General features: G+C 48.7%; 22 protein-coding genes. 9 read left to right on the plus strand and 13 right to left on the minus strand.

The window, feature by feature from the left end; genetic code table 11:
• A complete protein-coding gene (locus C9I92_RS07930) occupies positions 1 to 891 on the plus strand; it encodes an AraC family transcriptional regulator (RefSeq protein WP_047887715.1) in 891 nt (296 codons plus the stop codon).
• Between the two features lie 149 nt (positions 892 to 1040).
• Here C9I92_RS07930 and C9I92_RS07935 read toward each other — a convergent pair whose 3' ends face one another.
• The gene (locus tag C9I92_RS07935) at positions 1041 to 1517 is read right to left on the minus strand and encodes a CreA family protein (RefSeq protein ID WP_047887716.1); all 477 of its coding nucleotides are present in this window, start codon (positions 1515 to 1517) and stop codon (positions 1041 to 1043) included.
• 198 nt (positions 1518 to 1715) lie between these two features.
• Between C9I92_RS07935 and C9I92_RS07940 the strand changes: the two genes are divergently transcribed.
• Positions 1716 to 3479, plus strand: coding sequence for a bifunctional lysophospholipid acyltransferase family protein/GNAT family N-acetyltransferase (locus C9I92_RS07940; RefSeq protein WP_047887717.1), 1764 nt, complete (start codon positions 1716 to 1718; stop codon positions 3477 to 3479).
• A gap of 108 nt (positions 3480 to 3587) precedes the next feature.
• On the opposite strand, the gene C9I92_RS07945 is transcribed toward C9I92_RS07940, so the two are convergent.
• From C9I92_RS07945 to ovoA, 5 genes are all read right to left on the minus strand, one after another.
• On the minus strand, positions 3588 to 4640 hold the full coding sequence (locus tag C9I92_RS07945; protein WP_047887718.1) for a hypothetical protein: 1053 nt from the start codon (positions 4638 to 4640) through the stop codon (positions 3588 to 3590).
• A gap of 73 nt (positions 4641 to 4713) precedes the next feature.
• Positions 4714 to 5163 (minus strand): META domain-containing protein, encoded by a 450-nt coding sequence (locus tag C9I92_RS07950; protein WP_047887719.1) that lies wholly within the window; start codon positions 5161 to 5163, stop codon positions 4714 to 4716.
• Between the two features lie 113 nt (positions 5164 to 5276).
• A complete protein-coding gene (locus tag C9I92_RS07955) occupies positions 5277 to 5618 on the minus strand; it encodes a hypothetical protein (RefSeq protein ID WP_146149676.1) in 342 nt (113 codons plus the stop codon).
• A 181-nt stretch (positions 5619 to 5799) separates the two neighbouring features.
• The gene (locus C9I92_RS07960) at positions 5800 to 6105 is read right to left on the minus strand and encodes a DUF1289 domain-containing protein (protein WP_047887720.1); all 306 of its coding nucleotides are present in this window, start codon (positions 6103 to 6105) and stop codon (positions 5800 to 5802) included.
• A gap of 102 nt (positions 6106 to 6207) precedes the next feature.
• Complete coding sequence (ovoA, locus tag C9I92_RS07965) at positions 6208 to 8334, minus strand: 5-histidylcysteine sulfoxide synthase (RefSeq protein ID WP_047887721.1); 2127 nt, start codon at positions 8332 to 8334, stop codon at positions 6208 to 6210.
• Between the two features lie 299 nt (positions 8335 to 8633).
• On the opposite strand from ovoA, the gene C9I92_RS07970 reads away from it, so the two are divergent.
• Complete coding sequence (locus C9I92_RS07970; protein ID WP_047887722.1) at positions 8634 to 9203, plus strand: hypothetical protein; 570 nt, start codon at positions 8634 to 8636, stop codon at positions 9201 to 9203.
• Between the two features lie 53 nt (positions 9204 to 9256).
• On the opposite strand, the gene C9I92_RS07975 is transcribed toward C9I92_RS07970, so the two are convergent.
• The 6 genes from C9I92_RS07975 to C9I92_RS07995 all read right to left on the minus strand — a co-directional run bounded on the left by C9I92_RS07975 (position 9257) and on the right by C9I92_RS07995 (position 15006).
• Positions 9257 to 9568, minus strand: coding sequence for a hypothetical protein (locus tag C9I92_RS07975; protein ID WP_047887723.1), 312 nt, complete (start codon positions 9566 to 9568; stop codon positions 9257 to 9259).
• An 857-nt stretch (positions 9569 to 10425) separates the two neighbouring features.
• Positions 10426 to 10971 (minus strand): GNAT family N-acetyltransferase, encoded by a 546-nt coding sequence (locus C9I92_RS07980; protein ID WP_242551945.1) that lies wholly within the window; start codon positions 10969 to 10971, stop codon positions 10426 to 10428.
• A gap of 144 nt (positions 10972 to 11115) precedes the next feature.
• Positions 11116 to 11562, minus strand: coding sequence for an SRPBCC family protein (locus tag C9I92_RS07985; protein WP_047887725.1), 447 nt, complete (start codon positions 11560 to 11562; stop codon positions 11116 to 11118).
• Between the two features lie 77 nt (positions 11563 to 11639).
• On the minus strand, positions 11640 to 11846 hold the full coding sequence (locus C9I92_RS25390; RefSeq protein WP_170108373.1) for a hypothetical protein: 207 nt from the start codon (positions 11844 to 11846) through the stop codon (positions 11640 to 11642).
• Positions 11847 to 12658: 812 nt separating this feature from the next.
• On the minus strand, positions 12659 to 13234 hold the full coding sequence (locus tag C9I92_RS07990; RefSeq protein WP_242551946.1) for a hypothetical protein: 576 nt from the start codon (positions 13232 to 13234) through the stop codon (positions 12659 to 12661).
• Between the two features lie 446 nt (positions 13235 to 13680).
• The gene (locus C9I92_RS07995; protein WP_047884786.1) at positions 13681 to 15006 is read right to left on the minus strand and encodes a S41 family peptidase; all 1326 of its coding nucleotides are present in this window, start codon (positions 15004 to 15006) and stop codon (positions 13681 to 13683) included.
• 859 nt (positions 15007 to 15865) lie between these two features.
• On the opposite strand from C9I92_RS07995, the gene C9I92_RS08000 reads away from it, so the two are divergent.
• Positions 15866 to 17074 (plus strand): NupC/NupG family nucleoside CNT transporter, encoded by a 1209-nt coding sequence (locus C9I92_RS08000; protein WP_047884785.1) that lies wholly within the window; start codon positions 15866 to 15868, stop codon positions 17072 to 17074.
• Between the two features lie 97 nt (positions 17075 to 17171).
• Here C9I92_RS08000 and C9I92_RS08005 read toward each other — a convergent pair whose 3' ends face one another.
• Entirely contained in the window at positions 17172 to 18053 is an 882-nt protein-coding gene (locus tag C9I92_RS08005; protein ID WP_047884784.1) for an NAD(P)-dependent oxidoreductase, read from the minus strand.
• 222 nt (positions 18054 to 18275) lie between these two features.
• Here C9I92_RS08005 and C9I92_RS08010 point away from each other — a divergent pair, with 222 nt between their 5' ends.
• The 5 genes from C9I92_RS08010 to C9I92_RS08030 all read left to right on the plus strand — a co-directional run bounded on the left by C9I92_RS08010 (position 18276) and on the right by C9I92_RS08030 (position 24462).
• A complete protein-coding gene (locus tag C9I92_RS08010; RefSeq protein WP_053061783.1) occupies positions 18276 to 18947 on the plus strand; it encodes a hypothetical protein in 672 nt (223 codons plus the stop codon).
• Between the two features lie 176 nt (positions 18948 to 19123).
• Positions 19124 to 20947: a protein translocase subunit SecD gene (gene secD / locus C9I92_RS08015; protein WP_047884783.1), complete on the plus strand. Its 1824-nt coding sequence runs from the start codon at positions 19124 to 19126 to the stop codon at positions 20945 to 20947.
• Entirely contained in the window at positions 20947 to 21846 is a 900-nt protein-coding gene (secF, locus tag C9I92_RS08020; RefSeq protein WP_207103973.1) for a protein translocase subunit SecF, read from the plus strand. Before secD ends, secF begins: the two co-directional genes overlap by 1 nt.
• A 443-nt stretch (positions 21847 to 22289) precedes the next feature.
• Positions 22290 to 23042: a hypothetical protein gene (locus C9I92_RS08025; protein ID WP_047884782.1), complete on the plus strand. Its 753-nt coding sequence runs from the start codon at positions 22290 to 22292 to the stop codon at positions 23040 to 23042.
• A 229-nt stretch (positions 23043 to 23271) separates the two neighbouring features.
• Positions 23272 to 24462, plus strand: coding sequence for a cystathionine beta-lyase (locus tag C9I92_RS08030; RefSeq protein WP_047884781.1), 1191 nt, complete (start codon positions 23272 to 23274; stop codon positions 24460 to 24462).
• Positions 24463 to 24478 lie beyond the last annotated feature (16 nt).

The following is a 24478-nucleotide window of genomic DNA, read 5'->3' on the forward strand; positions in this document are numbered from 1 at the left end:
ATGGCAAATATCTCTGTCGCAGTACCCAAAAAACTGGTTGAAAACCGCGTGGCCGTTACCGGAGAGCACTCTCAGGTCTGTATGTACGATACTTATCTGCCGGAGGATGCCGTTGGATTTTCGGTCAGCGAGCTGACACTTTGCGCCATGATTACTGGCACCAAAATCATGCATCATGTTAATGACCAGAAGTTGTTTCGTCCGGGTGAGTCATATGTGCTGGCGGCGGGGGAGTCGGTGAATATTGATTTTCCGGAAGCCAGGCTGGATCAGCCGACTAAGTGCCTGACGATCGAAATTTCCCGTGAGAAAGTGCGCCAGGTGGCGAATCAGTTGTGCCTTGCTGACAGTACGTATGAACAAAGTAGTGATATGCTGCCGATGGCCTGGCATACGCCCAATGCTCCCCAGACTCAGGCGCTGATTCATAAACTCAGCCATGTGTTCGAAGAACACAGTCGAGATCGGATGCTGGTGGCAGACTTAGCCATTACTGAACTGGTGTTGCGTCTGCTGCGCCAGAACACTTGCCATTTTGTGTTGCAGCACAGTCAGGATGAGCCGGATTCGCACGGTCTGAATGCCGCACTGCATTTGGTGCGTAAGAATGTCACCAGCGACCTTGATATCGATATGCTCTGTAAAGCGGCCTGTATGAGCCGCACCAACTTGTATCAGAAGTTCAAGCTACTGCTGAACTGTACTCCGGCGGAATTTATTATCAACACGAAGCTTGAGGCTGCAGCCCGGCTACTCAACGCCGGTGGCAATATTACCGAAGTCAGCTACACCTTGGGATTCCGGCACCCAAGTCATTTTACCCGTCGGTTTAAGCAAAAATTTGGGTTGAGCCCGCGGCAGTACATCGGCCAGTCGGCGGCTAACCACTAATTTAAGATGCATTGAAAAAGGCGCTGTTTTAACAGCGCCTTTTTTGATCGTTGTGGTTCTGCCTGTCACCTTGCAAGCCAAAAGCCAAAAGCCAAAAGCCAAAAGCCAAAAGCCAAAAGCCCAAAAACAGCTAGAGCCTCAATGTGAACTTATTTTTCCGGCGTAGGCTCGATATACGCCTTGGTGCCCCACAATGGCACGGTAGACAGGCTGTGCTTAAAGCTGCCCGAGGTTTCTTTTGTCGAGTACGACAAGTACATCAGCGTCTGGTTCTGTGGATCGTAAATACGGCGAATTTTCATCGACTTGAAGAAAATGCTTTTGGATTTCTTAAAAACAACGTCGCCGGATTTGGATTTGTCGATTCGGGCAATCATTTCCGGCGTAATGTCACCGGTTTGTCGACATGAAATGGAGCTGTCACTCGGGTCAGCCAGGCTCAGGTCGGCTTCAACACTGGCGATGTGGCAGGTTACCCCAGGGACTTCCGGGTCGACCAGCATGTTGAGTTTAATGTCTTTCAAGGTAAACATACCCAGGCTGACGTCGCCCACTTCATCATCGGAACAGCCAGCCAACAACGCTGCGGCGGCCAGCAGAGCGGCAAGAAAGCGTTTTGATTTCATTGTCTTTTTCTCCGTTATTTTTGCTGATGATAGCAGCTATCCGGGGCATACCCTAATTTCATATCCTGCCGGAGCAGGATGTCGCTTTCATTAAACCGTCTTTTTTCTCTCATTGTTCTGCCGTAAAAGTGACACAGATCAGTCATGTCGAACTCTCATAATTTTTCCCACAACAGGTTAGGTTTTGCAGGAAACATTATGGACATAGCGAGCCCTTTTCGATTGCCAAGGAAAACCCCGTTTGGAATGGGAGAGCATGTTGCTGAGTGGGCAACAGGCCTGAAAACACTGAATAAGTTCTATGCCAATCGCCCCGCAGGTGGGGATGTGTCGGCGTTCTTGCGCTTTACCCTGGATGTGCTTGGCATTCAGTATCAGGTGCAGCAAGGTAATATTCAGCATATTCCACAAAGCGGCCCGACGGTAGTGGTGGCAAATCATCCGCTCGGGTGTGTCGAAGGCGTGATACTGGCAGAGATTCTGCGAGCGGTCCGCCATGACGTAAAAATTCTGGCTAACCAGTATCTGAAAACGGTGCCGGAGTTGGATGAGCTGTTTATCGGTGTGGACGTATTCGAAGGGGAAAAAGCGATCAAGGCTAATATCCGCGCCCTGCGGGAAGCCAATCGCCATCTGGCGGAAGGTGGATTGTTGCTGATGTTTCCTGCCGGTGAAGTGTCCGGTTATGACAAGGCGACCCGGCAGATTACAGATAAAACCTGGAGCCATTCGGTTAGCCGTCTGATTTGTAAAAATAAGGCCGTAACGGTGCCGGTGTACATTGATGGTCGTAACAGTCACCGTTTTTACATGGCGGGGCGAATTCACCCGTTGCTGCGTACTCTGATGCTGGGGCGTGAGTTGCTCAACAAACGTGACCGGCAGATTAATCTGGCGATTGGAGAGAACATTGGGTACGGCGAAATAAAAGGGCTGGAAGAACGTCAGCTGGTGAATTATCTGCGCCTGAATACTTATTTGCTGGGGTGCCAGCTTAAAAAAGCCAATCTTCGGGCAGAGACAATATTGGACGCGGGCGAGAAAGAACCGGTTGTTGCACCTATGTCTGTCTCGGATCTCGAAAACGATATCAAACAGTTAACGGCCAGTGAGCACTTGCTCTCTTCCGGTGCGTTTGAGGTATATTGCGCCACCGCAGATCGGATCCCAGCGGTAATGGCCGAACTTGGACGGCTACGGGAAATTAACTTTCGGGCTGTTGGTGAAGGTACCGGAAAAGCGACGGATATTGACGAGTTTGATGCTGCCTATCATCACCTGTTTGTCTGGGATTCTGAAGCAAAATGCCTGGTTGGAGCATACCGCTTGGGGCTGGTGGATCAAATTTTCGCCAAGCAGGGAATCAACGGGCTCTACTCCCGTACACTGTTCCGATACGATGAGCGATTTATTCGTCAGATGGGGCAGTCTATTGAGCTGGGGCGTTCGGTGATTGCCGGTGAGTACCAGAAAAGCCTGAGTGCGCTGATGCTGTTGTGGAAAGGGATTGCCACGTTTGTTTCCCGTCACCCGGGTTACACTCATCTGTTCGGGCCGGTAAGTATCAGCAACGACTACAGCCCGGAAGCGCGTCATCTCCTGGCTGACAGTATGGCGTTTCACCACTATGACACGGCCAATGCCAAACTGGTGGCGCCGAGCAACCCTTTGGACAAAGGTGCCGATACATTTTGGCAACCGGACATGCTGGCGGCTCTGGCGGATATCCAACTGCTGTCACGGGTGATTGGACGCTTGGACGGCGGAAAAGGAGTGCCGGTGTTGTTGCGTCAATATCTGGGACTGAACGGAAAGCTGGTGTGCTTTAACGTTGACCCTGATTTTAATGATGCCCTGGACGGCCTGATTGTCGTGGACTTACGTAATGTGCCTGCTAAAACGCTGGGTCGTTACATGGGGAAAGATGAGGCGGATGCCTACCTGCTTAGTCATCAGGCCTAAGACGGAGCCTGGTACCAAAGCCGGATCGATGATTTGGCTGTGCGGGTATGGAAGAGGGTATTAACGGAACGCGGCAGCCGATAAGGCTGCCGCGTTTTTCGTGGTCAGTTAATCCGCAGAACGGTTTTCACCGCGACGGCTGAGCTGCCATAAGTTTTCGGCTTGAGAGCCAATGACCCAGAAGCTGAGTGCCAAAATGGCAAAAAACAAGGTCTTGTGCATGGCATCCCAGAAGTACTCGAAGTAGCGGGTATAAAGGTTAATCAGTAAGAAGGTGATCCCAAAGCCCCGCGCCAGTTTATCTTCCTGACGAATGCCAAAGACCAGCAGCGCGACGCAAACCACTCCCGACAGGAAAGCCCATGGCAGCATACGCAGCTGAGAAACCTGTGACCACTCGGCTGCATTTTCGTAATTACCGAAGATAGACACTAGCCACAGTGCCGACAACAGGTACAACAGGCCCACAAAGCGTGTTGGTTCGTACAGAGTCACATATTGAGATAAGCGGCCCAGCCACTTTGAACCACCGAGTACGATAAGGGCTATCACAATCATCCAGCAAGGCAGGTTCAGTCCAAGAAAGTAGCCACCGGGTTCAGCCAGAAGGCTGATGAGTTCCAGCCCCCAGGCAGCGAACCCCAGCAAAGCAAACATCCAGATCAACATACTGCTGAGGCGTAGAGCAAGTGCTGCATACAGTACTGTCAGAATGAGCAGGAACCAGACTATATGGAGTGATTCCAAGAGCGAGGTTTCGCGCAGAAAGCCCACAGACACGGCGCTGAGTAATACGCCAAAAAAGTAAATTGCCTCATTACTGATGGCTTTGTCCGGAAAACGCTGGCGGCGCTGAAATCCAAGGCGGAATGCCAGAGCCGCCAGTATTGCGCTGATGACAGCGAGTACGCTGGCAGGGGTATCAATAATTTTGGCCAGCAGCTCCATGAGATAGTCATCAGCCAGTAAAACGGCGATGGAAATAATAAAGCAGGTAATGGCAATCCAGAATGAGTAGACAGCCAGCAGTTTCCAGTCAAAGCCGACAACTTCGTAACTTTGTCGTAATTCACTGGCTTGGTCGGCCTGAATCATCCCTTCGGATTCCCAGTGGGTGAGGGCATGATTGACCGCTTTTGCCTGTCGTTTGGTTAGTTTCATGGTGGTCAGTTTTCCAAAAGCAGCACGCAGCCAAAATGGCTGCGTGTCTGAATAAGAATGAAAAATTAGGACGTTACTGCGTCGCCTTTTCCTCAACAACATTTTCCGGCATGAATGTCAGGATATGCTGTTCTGAAGTGAGCGTAAGAATATTGTTTTCCAGCGCAGCGTTATTCCAGCTTTGCAGGGATTTGGTCATGACGGATTCCACTTTTGCCTGGTCTTCCTGAATGCAGGCCATTTTGGTAGACCCCATCCCCGTCAGGCGAAACTTATTCCCTTCTTTCACTTCAGCCTGACCAAAAAAGCGGTTACAGCCACTGAATCCGGAGACTTTCAAGTTGGCATCAATCGACATGCCCGGTACGGTTCGGGGTTCAGTAATTGTAATTGCTTTACCGTCTACTTTGGTGAGCACCCAGCTTTGTTGCAGTTTTTGTTCCGAAAATCCCTGTTTCATTTCAGTGTCGCAGCCCATCACTAAGAAAGGAACGACGCTGAAAGGGATGAGCCATTTTTTCATATACATCACCTTAGACGGATTTGTCCGTACAGTCAGACATTTGACGGTCGGCGGTTTTGTATAATAGTAGCACTTTGTCGTTCGAATCAGAATCTTAACTATTAGGCTGGAAGTTAACTTTGTTGGCTTCGGAACACGCTGATTTCACCGGGTTTGGAACGAGTGTCACTTTCTTGACTGTGTGCTTGCAGGGCCTTCTGTGCATCGCAATAACTGCCGTGTCTGGCATAAGCATCCCGGCTGGCATCAATTGTCCGTTCAGCATGACGGCGAACCTCTGGATCAGCATGGCGATCACTAAACAGTATCTGCTGTTGACCAAGCAGAGCCTCCACGGACTCGAGGCATATTTTTTCATTATCAGGTAGCACGTTGTTGCCCTGATTCAGGGGAGAGCCTGATGCAGCAAAACTGGTCGTAAGCAGCAAGACAATCATGGAGCGAAGAGAAACCATATGAATACCGGCATTTCCAATTCAAGCGGGGGATTATAGGTGACAGTATTACTAGGCGACAATGTGCATAGATCAATTAAACGTGGCGATGGAGTAAAAAGCCAGCCGTCGAGGGGTGGCATTACTTGAACGTTGATTCGAAGCCAAAGCTGTTAAATGGATCTATGAATCGGAGTCAGGATTAAAGCAAAGGCAGTTTCTCAAGGCATTTTCGGCACAGACAAAGACCAGGTGCAATACCAGACGTATCTCGCTTGGTTAGCTCGAAACACCAACAGGTACTTTTTCCGGCACTGATGTCGCAGTACGCAGGTTCACCACACTGGCTGCAGCGGTGGGTTGAGCAGTTGCCTTGAATTTCGTCAATACGCTGTTCTTGCTGTTCGTCACCCATTTCACGCCAGGCCGTTAGTTCACTCATGGTACGGTGGCATCCGCTACAGATACCTTCATTATTTTTGCATTTAGCGACACAAGGGGTTTTCACAATTTACTCTGCGATACAGTACGACAACGAAGCCGTACAGTACCACAGAGCCTTTTGGCTGTCTTTATGCAAGCCTGATAACTCTTCAGTGACGATATTGGGCTAGCTGTTTCCCTCTCGCTTGCGCCAGATGGTCATTTCCGACACCGTATGCTGAAATTTCCGTTTAGTTTCGCGAATCACGAACGGGATTTCTTTTACCGCAATCAGCTCGAAGTGTGGGATCAGCGTTTCAGTCAGGCCATCCAGCGTCGTAAAGTTCTCCCCATGAACTTTGAATCCGCCCAGCCATTTTTCTTTTGGCGTGTACTCGCTTAGCCAGGTGTAAGGTGAAGCGATGACCAGATAACCGCCATCATTGATTCGCTGGTGGATGGTAGATAAAAACTGTTTCGGATCTCCCAACCGGTCAACCAGATTAGAAGCATAGACAAGGTCATATCCGGTGAATTGTGGTTTGAGGTTACAGGCATCGCCCTGCACAAAATTGATCTTATCGGCGATGGATGTGTACCCCAGATCCTCAAGGGTGATGCTTTTGAACTCGACCAGTTCCCCTTCCGTTTTGATAGTGTAGCGTTTTTCGCCCTGCTCGGTGAGGGAGTAAGCCTGCTGAATAAAACGGGCAGAGAAATCAATAGCATCGACGTGTTTAAAGGTCCGGGCTAATTCAAAGGACGCGCGTCCGACGGAGCAGCCGATGTCTAGGGCCCTGGCGGTATGGCTTAGCTGAATTTCCTGTAAGCATTGCTTCACGCCGTTAACGCAGAAATTAGGCACTGAAAAATACTCGGCACCGTAATGGAATTCCAGATATTGGGAAATCAGCTCATCAGTTTCATAAATGTTGAGCGAGGCCATCGTTTCTGGTGCCTGACGGGACTCTACGTAGCGGAAACCGGCGTGCTGGTAAAAGTGGCGGCGGAAGGCGTAGCGTGACCATTTTATGGACTCATTGCCGGTTGAAATCCACGAGCCTCCTTTGATCAGATTATGCTGGCCGTCAAAGGTGGGGGTGGAGAAATCGTCGTAGAGCGGATGGACCTGAAAGCCGGGGAATCCGTCAATACAGGTTTCTGTCCATTGCCACACATTGCCGACTATGTCGCAAAAGCCCTCATGTTCGAAGCGGTCAACCGGGCAGGAAGAGGCAAAGTAGCTCAACTCAATGTTACCCGGCGGCTCGTCCCAGTCAGGTGAATCAGTTTCTATATTGTGGCGCAATAAATACCATTCCGCTTCTGTCAGTAACCGGATATTGCGTTGAGTTTGCTCTGCTTTCCAGTTACAGAACGCCTTGGCCTCCAGTTGATTGACTTCCACCGGCCAGTTCAATGGCAACGGGATTTCTTCGGTGAGGTTGCGTTGCAGCCATTGGCCGTCATGATAGCGCCAAAAACGCGGCATGGTGGCTTTGGTGTAGGCGAGCCACGCTTTTCCTTCTTCGTTCCAGAATCGCGTATGGCGGTAGCCTTCTGCATTAATAAACTCCAGATATTCCTGATTCGACACCAAATACTTAGAGGCTTTGAAATCTTCAACATGAAAACTTTGCTGGCCATATTCATTGTCCCAGCCGTAGGTTGGTTCGGCATCCGATTTACCAAGGCTGATGTGACCGCCTGATACCGACAGTAAACAGTTGCTCGGAGCCCTGCCTGTGGCGTCACAAGGGGACCACTCAGGGTGGGGGGTGACCTCAGACAACGGCAGCTGACGAATAATAACGGATGAGGTTTCCAGATGAATTCTTTCATGCTCAATACCCATCAGTATTACCCACGCCGGGCAATGCGGGGTAATCGGTAGTTGTAAGGGCATAGTATCAATGAGCTGGTTGATCAGGGCATTGACTTGTTGTCGGTAGTGCCTTACGGCGTCGACTGTCGGCCAGTCATAATTATTCTCATCAAGGTCGTCCCATGACATTTCATCTACGCCGATAGCGAACATGGATTCGAAATGTTCGTTAACACGCTCATCGATCAGTTTGGCGAGTTTGAGTTTGTTGATGTAAAACGTGGCGGTGTGGCCAAAGTAAAAAATGAGGGGATGACGTAATGGTTCTGCTTTGATGAAGTATGCCTGATCGTTATTCATAACATCAAACAGAGATTCATAGAGTTGCCAGGTTTGATTGAAGGCGTTTTTAATGGCGTGCCGTTTGGCGTTGGGATCCTGGCCCGTCAGGGGCACTGTTCGTGTTGCATACTGTCGGTTAGATTCCATGTTGTTCTACTTCCTTCTCATTCGAACCCTGAACTTTAAAGATAGACAGAGTTTATAGGGTTAACCAATAAGGTTTTGTTTCATCTATGAAAATGGGTGATGACAACCGCTTTTTGTTTATACGCACTTAAGCTTGCTACCGATGACTTCTGCCATACTTTAATTAGGTTCTGGATAGGTGATAGTAATGAACAGGTGAGCGAAACTGCGTTGAGGTGTGCCGTGAGCAATCATAGCTGGCCGCCAGAACAAGCAACTAACAGCCGCAGGCAATAAGGCATCACTGATATGAGGGACAAATGGCAAATCGGACTATCGACAGGGGGCGTCGTGTCAGGAGAGGGCGTGTTCCGACCTGGTTGCTGGTTGGATTTGGGTTGTTACTCAATATTATATCCGCGCTACTGACCAATTTTTATATTGATGATGCGACTCGGCAGGCGAATGGCTTGATTCAGCAACAGCAAACTCATGAAAAGCTTATTACTCTTATCTGGACGCAGATCGAAACAGTAGAAAGAAAACGAGAATTGGTATTGGCATTGGTTACGGCCAGTGAGTTGGCCGGACAACCTTTACCGTCTGAAGTACAACAGCAACTGACACATACGCTCACTTACTGGTTGTCCGACTTGCCCGCCGAGCTGACAACCGCCCACGTCCCAGAGCTGATGGCCGCTCTGAATGAGTATCAGGACAGCCAGCGAGAAAGAATTGACCAACTGTATCTGGATAACCTGGAACTGACTGCGGAGTACGGGGAGCAAATGGCGTCAATATCACGGATGCGAAATTTGGCGTTGTTTCTGCAAATGCTGGGGTTGGCATTTGTCCTTGCACGCGATTTGAGTCGCCGTAGTGAACGTTAAACCGTTGAAACATAAGAAAGGCCCTCGTAGAGGGCCTGACTAACTAATTCATACTATTTATTATTGGTCGAATGGAAAGCAAAGCGTGAAGACTGTTTACCGTCTTCAGTTGTTGCTTTGTACTTCACTGAACGAGAGCTTTGTAGTGATAATGGAATGAATACCCTACCGTTCTCATCAGTTTTGTACATTTTACGTTGTTGAGGGACGTTTGCGACGCTCACACTGGCATTGGCAGCAGGTTGACCATTTTCTGTCACTGTTACCCATGCACCATTTTGAGTATCCGCTACACGAATATCCGCCATCGCAGATGATGACATTATCAGTACAGCACTAGCAGTAATTACTTTTAAGCTAGACATAATCTTCACCTCATTATCAGTGGCTTGCTCATTGTTGTATCTGCATATAGTTATGAGTGCATACAGTCCACAATCACATTATAAGACCTGCCATCGAATAATTTATTTCAACAAGATTATCATTATTTGCTTAATCTAATACTAATCAAACGCTTATATAACAATTTACAGTTTTTTCGATTGATAACATCGCTTAATAACAAATTGTATAACGTCATTTGATATCAAGAAGATCACTTATAAGCAGATCTTTCTCTATCACAGTATAGCTATATGTCACTGATAGAAGTGGCACAATTCGTAGTGATATTGATTAAGTAATTAATAAAAAAGGGAAATAAGATTATAATAAATTCAAATAAAGTAGAGATTAATTACACTGAAACGTGATTTAGCGGATTTTGTTATCCAAGTTGGCCTATTCTGTTCATGAATTTATAAAATAATGCATATCAGAGTGCCCAATTTGCCTTCTTATTATGAAACTGACGTTGTCTGGCCGCTGTTATTTCATTCCTATATGGGGCATGTTGCATTGATAACCTGCATTACGAGCAATCAACTCTCAATAACCTCGTTTCTATGAGTCAGGCTCATCTATTGTTAAGGACTATAGGACTATAGGACTATAGGACTATAGGACTCAGGGCTCAGGGCTCAGGGCTCAGGGCTATATGGTTTATGGCTATATCCCTCGGGGCCTCAACAGGCGCTGTACTTCATTTGACGTTGTTCATGAATGGGCTGGCCGCGTTCGCTTAGAACTATGTGTTTGAGCAGTGAAGGTCAACAGGTTGCTTGGTGCAGCACTGAGCAGTCGACATTAGAACGTTAAGGGTCAGAGATAAGCGGTGAATTTAACTCACCGCTTCCGTTTCCGGGCACTTTTTTTCGTAATATTCCACATCTTCTGTGATCATGTTGACCCGGACAGCGTCAGGTTTAGTCATCACATGGGCCATCCCAATTTTTTTCATCACCTTGCCCGGATTTTGCTCGCGGCTAAAGTGCTGCCCGTAAATCGTATGGAGCTTTAAGCGTTTAAAGCCAAATTCGCTGATTCGTTCGGCTGCCTCGGTGCAATACCCATTGCCCCAGTAGGGAACGCCAATCCAATAGCCGAGCTGAGCTTTTCCGTCACAGATATTGCGCAAGCCAATACAGCCCACTAATTCCAGGGTGCTTTTTAGTGTGATGGCATAAATTGCTGACTGCCCGTTGTTCCATTCCGCCAGTAACTTTCCAATCCACTGACCTGCCATACCATCGGCGTATGGATGAGGAATATTGATCGTACCATTGGCGATACGTTCATCACCGGCCAGTTTTTGTACCTTATTTGCATCCGAAAGCTGAAACGGGCGCAAAATCAGGCGGGAAGTTGTCAGTAACGGTTGTTGCATCATCAAAATCCTCATCCAGTATCGAACCGTTCTGTAGTAAATCGTTAACGGAGGCGCTTGACCAGTGCCTAGATCAAAATAACGGATGAATATGAAAGATTTGGTACATAAATATGATGCAATAAAGTCAGGACACGGGAACAGCTACTCTTTATTCCAGGTCGTTTCACTGTATTCAGCTACGTTGCTTAATGCTTTTTTTAATTTAACTTCAAACAGATAGCGTAGGATCCAGCCTGTACCCATAAATTTGGGAGAAAACTTAATACGGTAATGGATCAGACTTTGGTCTGCGTTCAGACTGGTGAATTTTATCCAGCCGCCGTGTTCATTGACCGGGACGCCCTGGATGATTTTATAGTGTAAGTGCTCATTTTCCTTGTAATCAATAATCTGTTCCTGAATGGTGAAAGGTCCGCTATCGACTTCTCTGACAGCGCCGATCCCGTTCTGTTCGGGTTTTCCGGCTTTGATCAGACGATACTTGCCATCGAAGAAACGCCCCAGATTTTGATGATCAGAAAGGAGCTGAAACAGGAGTTTCTTCGGCGCTTTTGCGGTTTGTTCAAGTGTTATAGTGTGAATACCCATAGCAACCACCTCTGGCAAACCATCATGCCATCATATCATTGATCACAATTGTGTCAATAAGATGTTGCATTTGTGTTTTAATTGTGATTTTGATTTTTGGCAAAGGCAAAGGCAAAGGCAAAGGCAAAGGCAAAGGCAAAGGCAAAGGCAAAGGCAAAGGCAAAGGCAAAGGCAAAGGCAAAGGCAAAGGCAAGACAGAAAAAACTGATAGGCGTTGAATGTTTTTTCACCAGGCTTTCAGTGTGATCGTTGTTCAAATTCAGAGGCTTAATCTTGAAATTCATGCGTTGTTACATTTATGAGGTGATGTGAATCACAAAAAAATTGCAAAAATAGTATTGCAAAATGAGAATTAGCCTCTTATATTGAATTTTGTTGTTGATCGAACAGAGGTGCAAACGTAAGCAGAGGATTCCTTAATCCGTCAATTAAGGAGCATACCCATTCACTTCTGTACGATCGCAAGCCTTATACTCCTGAGCACTACCACCTGTAACTTTTCATGTTGGTGACCTAGTGGATTTTTTATCAGAGAGTTGTGACGTTTTTCTTTTACCAAACTGTCATAGGGATGTCACAGGTAATTGGTTAAGTAAAAAATGTTGGTTGAGTAAGCACGGTATTATATAAAAGTTGTGAAATATCAGCCTTACTCGTTTAGGAAAATGAGAGGTGTAAAATGTCTAATAGAAACCGCCGTCAATGGTTTTACTATAAGTCTCAGGCAAACAGTCTGAAAACCAAGTCAAAGTAATATTCTGAAGCTAACTCTAGCTTTGCTTTGAATGGTATATGTGAAAAGCCAGAAGCACACAGTGATCCAGTGTTTCTGGCAATATCTTTTTTCTGGTTTATTTTTCTTGCTAGCTCTTAATTAATCGCTCTTACTGCAAATTTGTTAGCGTATTAATCTCGTTACAGCCATAGCTACCCCAGTTATCGGCCTTGATGAGCTCGAATCCATTTCTGCTGAATAACCCTTTTTAATTTACTAACTCATATATTAATAAATGAGTTTCTCTCAATATTGAGAAATTGATAAAGCGGCCAGCATCTTCGTCAGAGGTGATGCCGTTCACCACAGAAGTATTCGTCTTTATTGGTAAATGGTACCGCCGACTTTGACGCCGTCAGGAATGTCGTGAATAGCCAGTCCGCCTAGATATATATTGCCGCCGACCACCAGAAATGGGGGGAGCGACTGAATCGCGGAATTAGCCAGATAGAGGTTTCCTCCAACATACAAGTAAGGTGGTAGCTCTGTGACGGAGGTGCCCATGAGGCTCAAGTCCCCATTTACTCGCAGGCCATTGTTCAAACGTCTGATTTTAGAGTGGGCCAAGTTAATGTAACCACTCACGTTCAGGTCTTGCGGCAGCTGAGTAACATGGCTGTATGCGAGGTTGAGATTCCCTTCCACTGTTAGTGCACGGGGTAACTGAGTGATTTTACTTTGTTCCAGATTTAAGTTGCCTTCAACGGTCAAGGGATCGGGCAGACGGACGTCAGGGGCATGGCGAAGGGTAATATTGCCGTAAGTATCGGTGTAATTCAGTAGGTTTCTTTGCGACAGGCTTAATTCAAAGGCCTGAGAACCATTGGTGTAACCGGCTACAATGAATACGCTTGCTGCCAATAGAGTTGATTTCAGGGTGCCTGATAAAAAGGCCATATGTACGTATTCTCCGGAAAGAAAGCCGATCTGAAATGGGGATTGGGTGGACTATTTTGGTGCAAGTTAGCGGGTTAATCCAGTCAATGACGATTAAATACTATTATTAGCCTTCATGAAATCGTCATTGAATAAGTGATTCATGCTGAATTATTGCGGACACATTGAGTAAAGATGAAATCTTTTAGGATATTTGGCATGGAAACTGTGATTTTTTTCTTTTTTGAGTTTCTGTCTCAATTGTTGGCCTGCCGGTTGCTATTTAAAGGTTGAGCGATTGAACTGTGCACTGTCCAGACAGTGACCCCCGATGCGATCTCATGAGTGAGGTTATGAAAGGTTCAACCGTTTAATTTGCACACAACTTCCTTTTAGGGCGCTATTTAGGCGCCCATTTTTTTATCTGGTTCTTATTTTTACTCCAAACGTTTAACGCCAAGCCCGGCTTAGTGCATTTCTGAATGAAGAGCAGACGTGCTAAGTGTTCCGGATGTCATAAGAATGTTGATTGCTGCTGTCAGGGCGGGATCATTCCCCTGCGGATCCCGGTCGGCAGATTGAGTCAGTATCGTGGGCCGGTAATCTTCCCGAAAAATACCGTTGATGTGATACAGCCGCTCAAACCCGACTTCCAGCCAGGTCTGGCTTTTCGTTAGCTGAATCGTTTTTATGCCACCCAGTAGTTTAGCCATTGGCGTACCAACCACCGCTTTAGCTCCCAGTGCGTCCAGTCCTATCGTCATCCCTTCACCCATGCTGCCAGTCCAGTGGCCAGCCAGAACGACAAAAGGATGAGGATAGGCTGGCGCTGTGGGTGTCGCATAAGCGGTCTGCATCGTTGCCTGCGAGTATGGCGTTCCTTTCTGTTGTACCTGATAACGTTGATAAGGCGATTTAGCCTGTGCAAAGTGGCCCAGGATCGGTTCCGCCACACCGGTGTTTCCACCGCTTGGGGTATTGCGCAGATCGATGATCAGTGATGTTGATTCGGGTAACTGATTCAGCGCAGCCTTAAATGCATCCGGTGTTTCATTGTTTCCCAGCGAGTTATTGAAACGAATATAGCCGACTTCACCAAACTGTCTGACCGTTACAGTCGCACCATCTTTCAGGGTGTTGATGGCATCGTAGCTTGCTGCCAGTGTTAGTGCCTGTTGATGCTGATCCCGCCGGAGGGTGAGTTGGCGAGGCTGATTACGAAAGCCCCCCAGACTGATATTTGCGCCATAATTGACTTGCGCTGCGGTGAGCTGACCAAAGTGTTCACCAAACACTTTTTCGACCGCGTGTTTTACTGATAAGCCATCAATGGTTAATACTTCCTGGCCAGGCAGGATTCCGGCGATGTCTGCAGCCGAGCCGGCTTTTACATCGAGCACCATTAACTTCAGCGTATCGCTTTTGTTTGTGCTTTCTGCTTGGGAGGTAGGGACAAATTCGGCATAAATGTCTGAACCTGTTGGATACACACTGTAATCTTCGCTGTTGTATGGACCCAGATTTAGGTGAGGATCGGTAAAGTGACGCAGGAATTGCTGGCTGATATCAGCAAACATTTGAGGGGTCGTCGCCTTTGTGGCGCGGGCGCCGAACTCTTGGAAGAGTGCATCGGTGTCCAGATCGGAACGATGCAGATAAGCGTAATGCTGACGCAAAGCTTGTTCCAGCTCCTGCCAGGCTTCCGCACCATTGAAAGGTGCTTGTTTTTGCGCCACCCCACAACCAGAGAGTAAACCGGAAAAGAAGAGTGTTAAAGCCAGAATTTTCTTCATTGGAGAGGCCTGAAAATTAGTCAATGCAATATGTCAAAACAGCACGTTAAAGCAATATCTCACAGCAATGTGTCACACAGTCAGTAAATGGCCAGTCAATAACGAGTCTGAGGTAGGGCAACCCGAAGTACTAGTACTTCCTCTTCATCAGCCGAGGGTTCAATTGTTGTGATTGACGGTTGATCATTCTTTGCACTGTGTAGCACCGCCGATGGTCAAACCATTTGTGCCATAAGAACGGTGGCCATAAATGATTCAGTTTCATCATAAGGTTAGCATCCGCCCGAGGGTTGACTCAGCAACATACTTCGCAGTGATTCGATAAGATGACGGATTTAACCGTAGAGGCAAAAATGTACTTCGTCAGTAGCTGAGTGGCGGGTTTGTGATACAACCTGGAAATTTTGCCTATAAATTAGGCTCGTCGTGTCATAAAAATCCCACAGAAGTGTTAGCGCTCTGTTGGAAAACGATTAAAAACCAGGGCCGTATTGTTTTAAATGTATTCAGTTGGCATTTTGTCATGAAAAAAAATGCTATTACTCTTGATTGTGTGAGACTGATCTCTATATACTCCGCCTCCGGCCAGAACCATCGAGTTCAGCCACCTTAGTTACAAGCTGTCACCATGGATAAGTGAACGACCCACGGAGTTGGACCGGCAATTTTTGAGCTTGTTAATTTAGGTGACTTGTATGTTTTACACTTGGGCGGACACATCTTTCATGCCGACGCTTTCTTGCGTGGCTCCTTCCTTTTTTGCTTTCTCCCCGAAGGCATTGTCCCCCGTTGTATTGCAGGCAGTAACACCTTCATTTTTCGACATCCCAACACAGATTCAAAACAACAGGACGAAATAATGCAGTTGTTGATTAGTTTGGCCGGTATTCTGGTACTGGTATTGTGCGCCTACGCGCTTTCTGAAAACCGTAAAGCCATTAACTGGCGGACGGTAGGCGGTGCGTTATTGTTACAGGCCAGTTTTGCCGCTTTGGTACTGTATATACCGGTTGGGCAAAAAATGCTGGGAGCAATGAGTAGTGGTGTTGCTAGCGTACTCGGCTTTGCCGATGAAGGGATCAAGTTCCTTTTTGGTGATCTTGCTTCTTCTGGTTTTATTTTTGCTGTTCGCGTTCTTCCCCTCGTTATTTTCATTAGTGCCCTCATTTCTCTTCTTTACTACCTAGGTGTCATGCAGTGGATCATTAAAGTGATCGGTGGTGGTATCCAGCGTCTTCTGGGTACCAGCCGTGCAGAATCCCTGGTAGCAACCGGTAATATCTTTCTGTCTCAGGGTGAATCACCACTGCTGGTGAAACCGTTCCTGCCGCAAATGACCCGTTCAGAGCTGTTTGCCGTGATGACTGGTGGTATGGCGTCGGTTGCGGGTAGTGTGCTGGGCGGATACGCCGGTCTGGGTGTGGATTTGAAATACCTGATTGCAGCCAGCTTTATGGCGGCTCCGGGTAGCCTGCTGATGGCAAAACTTCTGGTTCCAGAGCAGAGTGTTGCGGTTGAGCAGACTGACATTGAAATGTCGAAGAGCGATCACAGTAATGCGATTGACGCACTGGCAGCTGGTGCCATGAACGGTATGCGTGTTGCGGTCGCGGTCGGTACTATGCTGATTGCGTTTGTCAGTGTGATTGCCATGACCAATGCGGGCCTGGAATCGCTGGGTGAGCTGGTTGGCATTCAGGGACTGACAATGCAGGCGATGCTGGGTTATCTGTTCTCGCCACTGGCTTTCATTATTGGTGTGCCAGTCAGTGAAATGCTGCAGGCGGGTGCATTTATCGGCCAGAAGATGATTCTGAATGAGTTTGTCGCTTTCCTTGATTTTGTCAGCATCAAAGAGACACTGTCTCAGCACAGCCAGGTGATCATTACCTTTGCGCTGTGTGGTTTTGCTAATATCGGTTCGATTGCTATCCAGATTGGTTCGATTGGTGTGATGGCACCGGAGCGTCGCAGTGAAGTAGCGAGCCTGGGTGTGAAAGCGGTAATCGCGGCAACACTGGCGAACCTGATGAGTGCTGCGCTGGCTGGTATCTTTATCAGCCTGTAAGAACAGTGTGTGGTGCTTTAATCACCACACATTGCCGCTGAAAGTCAGTGTTCATTAGAAAAAAACCGCCGTTTACGGCGGTTTTTTACTTTTCAGCTCAGGCTTTGTCCTGATCAAACTGCTTTATTAAGACTGAAGTATCAGCACGGTTGTAGCCCCGCTGTTGTAGCTCGGCGTATTTTTCGTCAACCTGGCGAGCCAGCGGCAGTTCAACCCCCAGCTTCTCGGCCGCTTCGAAGCAGATTCCCAAGTCCTTGCGCATCCAGTCGATGGCAAAACCAAAATCAAATTTTCCTTCCGCCATTGTGCCGGCGCGGTTTTCCAGCTGCCACGAACCGGCTGCGCCATGTTTGAGTACATCTGTCATTTTCTCAATGTCCAGCCCGGCAGATTTTGCCAGCGTAATGGCTTCTGACAGTCCCTGGAGAATACCGGCAATACAGATTTGGTTGGCCATTTTGGTAATCTGGCCGTACCCGATGTCGCCCATCAGGGTGGTCGCTTTAGCAAAACAGTCAATTACTGGCTTGGCTTTATCAAAAACAGCCTGATTGCCACCCACCATTACGGTCAGACAACCGTTTACAGCGCCAGCTTCGCCACCGGATACAGGGGCATCCAGAAAATCCAGACCTAAGCCAACGGCTTTGGCTGAAATGTCACGAGCAACCTCGGCGGATGCTGTGGTATTGTCAATCAGAATGGCACCGGCTTTGGCCGTTGACAGGATGCCATCCTGGCCGCAATACACCTCGCGCAAATCATCATCATTACCGACACAGCTAAAGATAAAGTCCGCATCTTCAACGGCGGCGGCTGGTGTTTCAGCGTAGTGCCCTTTGTAAGTTTCTACCCACTGCTGTGCTTTTGCAGTGGTACGGTTATAAACGGTCACTTGGTGACCGGCATTAGCAAGGTGACCGGCCATGGGGAAGCCCATGGTGCCAAGTCCAATAAAAGCAATACGATACGATGTCATTGAATGCTTCCCTGTCTGTTATAAAAGTCGGTGTTTGCAGATTCACTATAATGAACCGTTAACCTGCCAGCAACGTAAAAAAGTTCTATTAATCATGTCATCACTGCAAACTGGGTCAAAGTCAATTTGGAGTGAAATAAATGTGGTAGAGCGCAAATAATTTCTTGTTTCTGCACCATACTCCTCCTATTATGCGGAGAGTTGAGAGGAGTCGCTGATTTTATGCTACGAGCACTGTTACGTGTTTTTTTGTTGGTTCTGTGTGTGGGAATGGGATGGTCTAGCCAGGCCGGAGCACTCACGTCTGTACCAGCAGCCAAGGCATTAGTAAACAGTGCATCAGTAAACAGTTTGTCAGCAGACAGTTCACATGTAGCGAATGTCGCATCGGTCATTCATTCTGATTTGACTGCGGTAGCACAGATCCTTCCAAGCGCTGTGACTGATCATGTGGCAGCATCCTCTTCATTGAATACATCCTTTGTTTCCGCCCATCCGGGTGAGACAGCTTTGCACTCAACAGTGGTTGGGGGGCAACCTGGCCAGTTGGTGTGGCACTTCCCTGATTGCAGTCTGACTTCGCGTCTGCCGTCGGATTCGGGTGAAAACCAACACTCTGTCCATGATCGTCAGCTTGACCCGGCAATTACCGGTTCGTCCCGTGCGGCAAATCTGGTGCGTCACGATGCCGACGATTGGGAGCCTCTCTATCAACTTGTGATTGAGTGGCCGATTGAACCTGCCCCAAGTTTTGCCAAAAACTACAGTATCGATTTCCATTCAGTGCTGGACTGGACCCTGCGGGTGATCCCGCCAGCCGGCCGTATTGCCGGTTGGAAAGACAGCAACCAGCTCTATCAGCCCTCCCATTATTCTCTTTCTCTTGTTAGCTGAGCGCATCTGAGTTGATGCGTCGCGGGTGGCTGCCACTGCGCTGCACCTGCATGCCCCACACGCCTTGAGGCCGGTTATCGGTCAGCAGGGCGGGTTGTAGCAATGTTGCTGTGTTTTCAGCAACAGGTTCCGGTTGATCGTCATCTTAGCCGGAGTCTCATAAATGGCGAAAAACAATGAGAAAGAAACAATCACAACGGTTATTGAACCACTATCCGGCCTGGAAATATGTGGTGTTGATTATCACGCTGGTCGTGATGTTGCTAAGTGCAATTCCTACCTGGTACGGTGAAAATGCTGCGGTGCAGATTGCCGCGAAAGGTGGCCCGATGCCCGATGTCGTGCAGATTCAAAAGCAACTGTCTGCCCAGGGCATTGAGGTGAAGCGTATTGATCAGCTGTCTGATAAAACGCTGGTGGTATTGCAGGACGAGGCACAACAGTCGAAAGCCCGTGCGGTTCTGGCTGATCTCATCGGTGCCAAAGCCGGTGATGCGCGTCTGACGCTGGCAATGTCAGCGGCCGCTCCCGAATGGTTACAGGAAATGGGCTTTGCGCCAATCAAGCTGGGGCTGGATCTGCGCGGTGGGGTACAGTTCCTGCTTGATGTCGATGTCGATCAGGTTTTCAAAGCGCAAACCGAGCAACTTCAGGATGATCTGCGCCGGGCATTTCGTGAACAAGGTATTCGTCTGGCCAGAGTGGAAATGACCGACGTTGACAGCGTGATTGTGCGCCTGCCATCTGGCGAGGTAAACAGTCAAATTCGTCAGTATATCCGCAAAGAAGCGCCACAATGGCAGGCCACCAATGAGTCTGGCAACAATCTGCGCCTGCAGCTGAAGCAGGACGAAAAATCACAGCTGCGTAACTTAACGGTGCAGCAGAACCTGCAGACGATGCGCAGTCGTATTGAAGAGCTGGGGATCACCGAAGCGCTGGTTCAGCGTCAGGGTGAGAATCGGATTCGTATTGAGTTGCCTGGGGTACAGGATCCGGCGGCTGCTAAGAGTGTGATTGGTGCGACGGCCAGCCTGGCGTTCTATCCGGTGAGAGAGCAAGGTGTTGGCAGCACCATGGTGATCCCGAATGAGCAGGGGGAGCCGGTACGTGTTGCACGTAAGCCAGTGTTGAGCGGCGACCATATCATTGATGCCCGAGCCAGCTTCGGTGAAATGGGAATGGCAGAAGTAAACATTACGCTCGACAGCGCGGGCGGTAAGATTATGTCTGATTTCTCCCGTCAGAACATCGGTAAACCAATGGCGACTGCGTTCAGCGAGTACAGCCGAAATGCGCAAGGCCAAGCGGTACAGGAAAGCAAAATCATCAGTGTGGCGACTATTCAGAGTCAGCTGGGGAACCGCTTCCGTATCACCGGCGCGGGTTCGATTCAGGATGCCCAGGAGCTGGCTCTGCTGTTGCGCGCCGGGTCGCTGACAGCACCAGTGACCATCGTCGAAGAACGTACAATCGGCCCGACACTGGGGGCAGAGAACATTGAAAACGGTTTTGCGGCACTGGGCTTAGGATTGGGTATGACGCTGGTGTTCATGGCGTTGTGGTACCGCCGTCTTGGCTGGGTCGCGAATGTCGCTCTGGTATGCAACATGGTTATGTTGTTTGGCTTGCTGGCCCTGATTCCGGGCGCGGTACTGACCCTGCCGGGGATGGCTGGTCTGGTGCTGACCGTCGGCATGGCGGTGGATACCAATGTGCTGATTTTCGAACGTATCCGCGACAAGCTTAAAGAAGGACGGAGCATGGCGCAGGCCATTGACCGGGGTTTCAGCAGTGCGTTCAGCACCATCTTCGATGCCAACTTTACCACAATGATCACCGCGGTAGTGTTGTACGCCATTGGTAACGGACCGATTCAGGGGTTCGCGCTGACGTTGGGGTTGGGTCTGCTGACCAGTATGTTTACCGGTATTTTTGCTTCCCGCGCCATTATCAATTTGGTGTGGGGTCGCGATGCACGACGTGAGGTGCGAATTTAATGATGTTTATTACCATGAAAAATGCCACCAAGTGGCGCTACTTCACCAGTGTGATTTCGCTTGTTCTGCTAGTTGCATCGCTGGTGACCATCGGTGTTCGCGGTCTGAACTGGGGGCTGGACTTTACCGGCGGGATTGTGACGGAGGTTTCTCTGAGCAGCTCAGTGACCAGCCACGAACTGGGGACGGCACTGGACACGGCTTTGCATCAGGATGTTAGTGTGATTGCGGCTGGGGAGCCGGGGCGCTGGGTACTGCGATATGCGATTCCTGAGTCAGATACCGCGCCAGATGTGCAAGCCGTGCTGCATCAGCTTGATGCTAATGTTCAGGTGCTCAACACCAGTATGGTAGGACCGCAGGTCGGTCAGGAACTGGCGGATCAGGGGGGGCTGGCGCTGCTGATCGCGGTGCTCTGTATTCTAGGCTACCTCAGCTACCGCTTTGAATGGCGTCTGGCGTCCGGTTCAGTGTTCGCACTGGCTCACGATGTTATCTTTGTGCTTGGCTTCTTCGCGGCAACGCAGATGGAGTTTAACCTGACGGTACTGGCTGCGGTGCTGGCCATTTTGGGTTACTCGCTGAACGACTCCATTATTATTGCCGATCGCATCCGTGAAGTGCTGATTGCTAAACCCAACGCCAGCATTCAGCAAGTCAACAACGAGGCGCTGGCTGCCACGATTTCACGGACGCTGGTGACATCCGGGACCACGCTGATGACCGTTGGGGCGCTGTGGATTATGGGCGGCGGTCCGCTGGAAGGTTTTGCGTTGGCTATGTTTATCGGGATTCTTACCGGTACCTGGTCATCAATTTCAGTCGGTACGGTACTACCGGAACTGCTCAAGCTGAAGTCTGAGCATTACTTGCCAAAACCAATTGCAGAAGAGCCTTAATCCTGTCCCTCGCTCTGCTTCACAAGGAGATGCGTGACCAGGGAAATGTGAGGCGTTATTCCGTAACCAGTAACGTAACGGTTTGCACGCATTTAAACTGAATTTACAAGGCCGCTGTTGCGGCCTTTTTTATGTCTGGCAACCCCTGAATATTTGCAGGTAATGCGAGAGGTTCATTGGTAAGACACTTTCGCAATATTGGTCGCAATTCGCAAAATTGACGGATTTATTAACAATTTTGCAGCGCAAAATGTGATTGGTATTGTTTTGTGGCAGTGTAATCCAGTCATCACTATTGAGTAAGTTATCGAATAATAGGCTGTTTTCACGATTTACGTGAGTGTGCGAAAAGTCAGGCATCAAATTTGCTTCCTCTTACAAGACGCACACATAAGTTGGTCACCGATCACACCGGGGTCAGGAAAACCAGACAAGAGGGCGACATGATGTATGACACTGAAATGAAGCTTAATCACCAAATCGTGCACTTTGTGGAAAGCCAGATGCAGACGCTGGTTGAGTCTATGGCGGAATCTGACCGTGGTGTAACCGGGGTAAATGCACCATACCAGGCTTCGCAACACGCCGACAGCCATGCCATGGCGACCATCCTTACGGCAATGGAAACGTCTTTGCAGCAGTATATGGAAGGGTTAAGGGCAATCAGTTGCCTGTTGCAAAAGGGCTTCGTTTCTCAGACCCGCGGTATTTTTCAGACCCTCGGAGATGATTACGAGGAGATGATATTTCTGAGTTTGCCTTCGCAAAATGGTCAGCTTAGCAATCTCCATCGTCAGTATCTGGAAACCAGAACGGATCAGGACGGATTGTGTGGCTTGAGCCCGCTTTCTCGCTGTGAAATGCGAAGTATGATCCGCAAGGCTACCCATATTAACCACAATGTGTTTCAGCTCTATCCAAAGAAGCAGGCGCTAGAGGTGCTCCGTCCGCATGCGGGCAAACCGTGCCTGGTCGAAGTCGCCATCGAGCTGCACAAGCATTTTGCGTATAAAGGTGTGCTGCTTGCGGTGTTACTGGCGAAAGTGGCCGGTGATGAAGCAATAATGCGGGCTTGTCTTAACTATCGTGCGCACCTTGAAATGATTGATCCGCTAGCTACGAAAATGGAACCTCAGGTGTCTCGTTCGAAGCCGGAATATGTACCTAATCCGACACTTGTGGCCAGTGCGATATAGTGGCGGTAGAAACCTTTTGCGGTGAAAAGCTGGGATAGCTTGAGTGTTCCCGAATATGGGGCTGGTATCGACAATAAAGAGCAAGGAACCACCGGTGTTTATTGGGGAATGGCTTATAACTGGTGATTCTACCTGGTGACTGTTCAAGCTTCTGAAAACTGTGATAACTTCCTACCAACAGGGAGGTAAGTCCTCCAAGGTATTATCTCAGGAGGAAGCGAGAAGCATCATGGGAAAAAAAGCACTGGATACTCAAATTGTCACCGCGGGTCGAAGCAAGAAGTGGACTCAGTCTCTGGTTAATCCACCGGTGAGCCGAGCCTCAACGGTGGTTTTTGACTCGGTTGAGGACATGAAACATGCCACGGCTAATCGTGCGAATAAAACGCTGTTTTACGGACGTCGTGGCACTAATACCCATTTTGCCTTTCAGGATGCCATGGTGGAACTTGAGGGCGGTGTTGGCTGCGCACTGTATCCGTGTGGCACGGCGGCAATTACCAACGCCATCCTTTCTTTTGTCAAAGCGGGTGACCATATTCTGATGGTGGATGGTGCGTATGAACCAACCCGAGACTTCTGTGACAAAGTGCTGGACAAAATGGGAGTCGAAACTACTTATTATGATCCCATGATCGGGGACGGTCTCCGCGATTTAATTCGTCCGAATACCACCGTGCTGTTTCTGGAGTCACCGTGTTCCATCACGATGGAAGTGCAGGATGTTCCGACACTCGCTCGTATCGCACATGAGCATGACATCGTTGTGATGCTGGATAATACCTGGGCTTCACCGATCAACTTTCAGCCGTTTGAGCACGGCGTTGATATTTCTATTCAGGCTGCGACAAAATATATCGTCGGCCACTCTGATGTCATGTTGGGGACCGCAGTAGCCAATGAACGCTGCTGGGATCAATTGCGTGAGCACAGTTACCTGATGGGGCAATGTACGTCACCGGATGATGTGTATCTGGCAATGCGAGGCCTGCGCACCTTGGGAGTTCGCCTGCGCCAGCATGAACAGAATAGCCTTAAAGTGGCACAGTGGCTGGCTGAGCGCCCTGAAGTGGATCATGTTCGCCATCCTGCGTTCCCGAGCTGCGAAGGGCACGAATTCTACAAGCGTGATTTTAAAGGTTGTAACGGACTGTTTTCGGTAGTCCTTAATCGCGGTAATACGGAAGCGCTGACGGCATTACTGGACGGGATGGATCATTTCAGTATGGGATATTCGTGGGGAGGCTTTGAGAGTTTGATTCTGGCGAATGAAAATATTAACAGCCTGAGAACCGCGAAGAAGAAAGAGTTTGCCGGGCCGTTATTGCGGCTGCACATCGGTCTGGAAGATACCGATGATTTGATAGCAGATCTGGAGCGGGGTTTTGAGCGTTTCAACGCAGTTTTAGCTCGCGACTGAGTAGCTATCGGTTTGT

The organism is Photobacterium ganghwense (assembly GCF_003025595.1).
Taxonomy (GTDB): Bacteria; Pseudomonadota; Gammaproteobacteria; order Enterobacterales; family Vibrionaceae; genus Photobacterium; species Photobacterium ganghwense.

Coding starts and splice junctions, on each gene's coding strand:
- C9I92_RS07975 (WP_047887723.1), bottom strand. CDS start 9,568: ATGTCTAGCTTAAAAGTAATTACTGCTAGTGCTGTACTGATAATGTCA.
- secF (WP_207103973.1), top strand. CDS start 20,947: ATGATGTTTATTACCATGAAAAATGCCACCAAGTGGCGCTACTTCACC.
- C9I92_RS25390 (WP_170108373.1), bottom strand. CDS start 11,846: ATGAATTTCAAGATTAAGCCTCTGAATTTGAACAACGATCACACTGAA.
- C9I92_RS07970 (WP_047887722.1), top strand. CDS start 8,634: ATGGCAAATCGGACTATCGACAGGGGGCGTCGTGTCAGGAGAGGGCGT.
- C9I92_RS08025 (WP_047884782.1), top strand. CDS start 22,290: ATGATGTATGACACTGAAATGAAGCTTAATCACCAAATCGTGCACTTT.
- C9I92_RS07950 (WP_047887719.1), bottom strand. CDS start 5,163: ATGAAAAAATGGCTCATCCCTTTCAGCGTCGTTCCTTTCTTAGTGATG.
- C9I92_RS07940 (WP_047887717.1), top strand. CDS start 1,716: ATGGACATAGCGAGCCCTTTTCGATTGCCAAGGAAAACCCCGTTTGGA.
- C9I92_RS08010 (WP_053061783.1), top strand. CDS start 18,276: ATGCTACGAGCACTGTTACGTGTTTTTTTGTTGGTTCTGTGTGTGGGA.
- secD (WP_047884783.1), top strand. CDS start 19,124: ATGAGAAAGAAACAATCACAACGGTTATTGAACCACTATCCGGCCTGG.
- C9I92_RS08000 (WP_047884785.1), top strand. CDS start 15,866: ATGCAGTTGTTGATTAGTTTGGCCGGTATTCTGGTACTGGTATTGTGC.
- C9I92_RS07985 (WP_047887725.1), bottom strand. CDS start 11,562: ATGGGTATTCACACTATAACACTTGAACAAACCGCAAAAGCGCCGAAG.
- C9I92_RS07995 (WP_047884786.1), bottom strand. CDS start 15,006: ATGAAGAAAATTCTGGCTTTAACACTCTTCTTTTCCGGTTTACTCTCT.
- C9I92_RS07955 (WP_146149676.1), bottom strand. CDS start 5,618: ATGGTTTCTCTTCGCTCCATGATTGTCTTGCTGCTTACGACCAGTTTT.
- C9I92_RS07980 (WP_242551945.1), bottom strand. CDS start 10,971: ATGCAACAACCGTTACTGACAACTTCCCGCCTGATTTTGCGCCCGTTT.
- C9I92_RS07945 (WP_047887718.1), bottom strand. CDS start 4,640: ATGAAACTAACCAAACGACAGGCAAAAGCGGTCAATCATGCCCTCACC.
- C9I92_RS07990 (WP_242551946.1), bottom strand. CDS start 13,234: ATGGCCTTTTTATCAGGCACCCTGAAATCAACTCTATTGGCAGCAAGC.
- C9I92_RS08005 (WP_047884784.1), bottom strand. CDS start 18,053: ATGACATCGTATCGTATTGCTTTTATTGGACTTGGCACCATGGGCTTC.
- C9I92_RS08030 (WP_047884781.1), top strand. CDS start 23,272: ATGGGAAAAAAAGCACTGGATACTCAAATTGTCACCGCGGGTCGAAGC.
- C9I92_RS07935 (WP_047887716.1), bottom strand. CDS start 1,517: ATGAAATCAAAACGCTTTCTTGCCGCTCTGCTGGCCGCCGCAGCGTTG.
- C9I92_RS07930 (WP_047887715.1), top strand. CDS start 1: ATGGCAAATATCTCTGTCGCAGTACCCAAAAAACTGGTTGAAAACCGC.
- ovoA (WP_047887721.1), bottom strand. CDS start 8,334: ATGGAATCTAACCGACAGTATGCAACACGAACAGTGCCCCTGACGGGC.